This is a genomic window from Actinomadura sp. NPDC049753 (assembly GCF_040674655.1).
Taxonomy (GTDB): Bacteria; Actinomycetota; Actinomycetes; order Streptosporangiales; family Streptosporangiaceae; genus Spirillospora; species Spirillospora verrucosospora.
The window spans coordinates 1-2,380 of record NZ_JBFARL010000414.1; the positions used below are offsets into that span (position 1 = coordinate 1).

The window sequence follows — 2,380 nt, forward strand, 5'->3', positions numbered from 1 at the left end:
CGGCTGCGGGTGATGGGCGTGCCTTCGGGCTCCCCGCACGACCTGCGCGACACCCTCGCGTTCGCGGTGGCGCACGGGATCGTCCCCGAGGTCACTCGAACGCGACGAGCGGAGGCGGGCAGCGGGACGAGGTCGTCGTCGCTCCAGCCCCATTCGCGCGCCTCCTCGACCAGGGCGGCGAGGCGGGCGCGCTGGGCGGCGTTCCGGGCCACGTGCAGGACGCCGCCCTTGACCAGGCCGGCGTCGATGTCCTCGGCGCCCGCGACGCGGACGACCTCGTCCACCGCCCGGAACATGGCGTGCTGCAGCGCGATCGCGGCGGGACGGCCGTGCCGGGCGGCGTAGCGCTCCCGGGATCCCGCGATCTCCCCCAGCACCCAGCCGCCGTTGCGCCCGGACGCGCCGAACCCCGCGAACTCGCGCTCCAGCACGACGATCCGCAGGTCGGGGCGGGCCTGCTTGAGGTAGTAGGCGGTCCAGAGTCCGGTGTAGCCGGCGCCGACGACGCACACGTCGGCGGTGCGCGGGCCCGGCAGGCGGGGGCCGGGGGCGGGGCGTCCGGCCGCCCGGTACCAGTGGGAGACGCCGCCGTTGGCGAAACCGGGAGCCAGGGGCGCCCGGCCCGGGGAGGAGCTCATGGGCTCATCCTGCTGCATTCCGCAGCAAAATCAACAGGCGGCAACGGATTCTAGGGCACGGCGTCGACTATTCGACGGGATCCGATCCAGCGGGAGCGTTCGGCCGCGTAGTACGCGGCGCCGTCGGGCCCGGCGGGTCCGTCCCGCCACCGGCGCATCCCGAGCTGGAGCGCGATCTGCGACGACGCGGGGTTGGCCGTGTCGATCTCGGCGGTGATCCGGTGCACGCCGACCACCCCGAACGCGTAGTCCAGGACGGCGCGGGAGGCCTCGGCGGCCAGCCCCCGCCCCCAGTGGGCGGGCTCAAGGCTGTAGAGGATCTCGACGTCCACGCCGTGGCCGAGCGGCCCCTCGTGGTGGCTGAGCCCGGCCACGCCCGCCAGCGGGCCGCCGGGCGCCGCCGCGCCGCCGCTCGGGGACGAGGGGGAGGGGCGCAGCGCCCACAGCCCGTAGCCCTCGGTGGCGAAGTCCCGCTCGCTGGCCTCGATGATCTCGCTGACCTGCACGGGCGTGACCACCCGGTCGTCGAACAGGTGGCGGCGGACGAGGGGGCCCGTCCAGTGCGTCAGCAGGGCTGCGTGGTCGCGCATCGACACCGGGTGCAGCACGAGCCGGACCGTGCGCAGCACCTCACTCATACCCGTCCCCCGCGGCGGGCCACTCGGGCGCGGCCTCCCCCTCGGGGACGCCGACGCGGAACACCCGCAACTGCAGCGCGAGCGCCTGGTAGTAGCCGACGAGCGCGACCAGCTCGACGAGGGCCGTGCGGCCGAGCGTGGCCACCGCCTCGGTGTACACGGCGTCGGCGAGGTCGCCCTCGGCCACGAGCTGGCGCGCCGCCTCGTACACGACGCGCTCGCGGACGTCGGCGAGCATCGGTGCGCGACCCTCGCGCAGCGCGTCCATCTCCTCGTCGGCGAGCCCCTGCCGGCGCCCGATCCGCTCGTGGGCGTACCACTCGAAGTCGGAGCGCAGGTGCGCCGCCACGACGAGGGTCGCGATCTCGCGCTCGCGCTTGGTGAATCCGGTGCGGAAGCGCAGCGCGGCGCCGAGGTCCTGCAGCGGCAGCCCGACGGGAGGGCTGTAGAGCATCGCGTTGAACGGGCCCTGCAGGCGCCCGATGTCGTCGGCCAGGGCGAAGGGGGGATTGCGGTCGCCGGCGCGGGGCCCGCCCGTCACCGCCTCGTAGACGGCTCGCTGCTCCTCGCTGAGCGAACCGGGGAGGAGCAGCGGGAGCCTCGTCGGGGACGGGCCGCGCCGCGGTCGGTCGTTGACGCGCTCACCGGTCACGGGGTCGATCACTCACCGCACGCTAGGCGCTCGGAGCGGGCGGCTCAACCCCCGTCCGGAATGTGAAACCCCTGGCACACGATGACGTAGCGGCCGCGTAACACGCGTCGGCGAGCCTTGCCGGCGACCGCACCGGACACGAACGGGGCTCCCGGCCCCCGGAGGGAACGTCCCATGCCGCTGCTGCGCATCCGCACCGAGATCGAGGACCGTCCCGGCCGCCTCGCCTCCCTCACGACCGCGCTGGCCCGGCGCGGCGCCAACATCCTCGGGCTGTCGGTCCAGCTCGACGCCGACGGGGTGGTCGACGAGTTCATCGTCGACGTCCCGCGCGGCGGCCCCGACGCCCGCGCCCTCGCCGAGGCGCTGGGCGCGGCGGGCGGCACCCTGGCAAGACGACGCTCCAGCGCCTGAACGCGGGCGACCTGGCTCCGCAGTCCGGGACGGTCGCG

The 2,380-nt window shown here is 75.3% G+C and carries 4 protein-coding genes; 1 reads left to right on the plus strand and 3 read right to left on the minus strand.

Translation table 11 applies throughout. From position 1 onward, the window contains the following. The 3 genes from AB0K37_RS41740 to AB0K37_RS41750 form a co-directional block, all read right to left on the minus strand. Positions 1-638: FAD-binding oxidoreductase (locus tag AB0K37_RS41740; protein ID WP_363991662.1), on the minus strand; the 638-nt coding region annotated here is incomplete at its 3' end. A 50-nt stretch (positions 639-688) separates the two neighbouring features. Then, positions 689-1,276, minus strand: a complete 588-nt coding sequence (locus AB0K37_RS41745; protein ID WP_363991665.1) for a GNAT family protein — start codon at positions 1,274-1,276, stop codon at positions 689-691. Then, positions 1,269-1,940: a carboxymuconolactone decarboxylase family protein gene (locus AB0K37_RS41750; protein WP_363991668.1), complete on the minus strand. Its 672-nt coding sequence runs from the start codon at positions 1,938-1,940 to the stop codon at positions 1,269-1,271. The genes AB0K37_RS41745 and AB0K37_RS41750 overlap by 8 nt, the downstream gene beginning before the upstream one ends. 162 nt (positions 1,941-2,102) lie before the next feature. Here AB0K37_RS41750 and AB0K37_RS41755 point away from each other — a divergent pair, with 162 nt between their 5' ends. Then, on the plus strand, positions 2,103-2,342 hold the full coding sequence (locus tag AB0K37_RS41755; RefSeq protein ID WP_363991670.1) for an ACT domain-containing protein: 240 nt from the start codon (positions 2,103-2,105) through the stop codon (positions 2,340-2,342). Positions 2,343-2,380: the final 38 nt, after the last annotated feature.

Bases quoted from the DNA above. Each gene is read 5' to 3' on its own strand.
- AB0K37_RS41745 (WP_363991665.1), bottom strand. From the start codon at position 1,276: ATGAGTGAGGTGCTGCGCACGGTCCGGCTCGTGCTGCACCCGGTGTCG.
- AB0K37_RS41755 (WP_363991670.1), top strand. From the start codon at position 2,103: ATGCCGCTGCTGCGCATCCGCACCGAGATCGAGGACCGTCCCGGCCGC.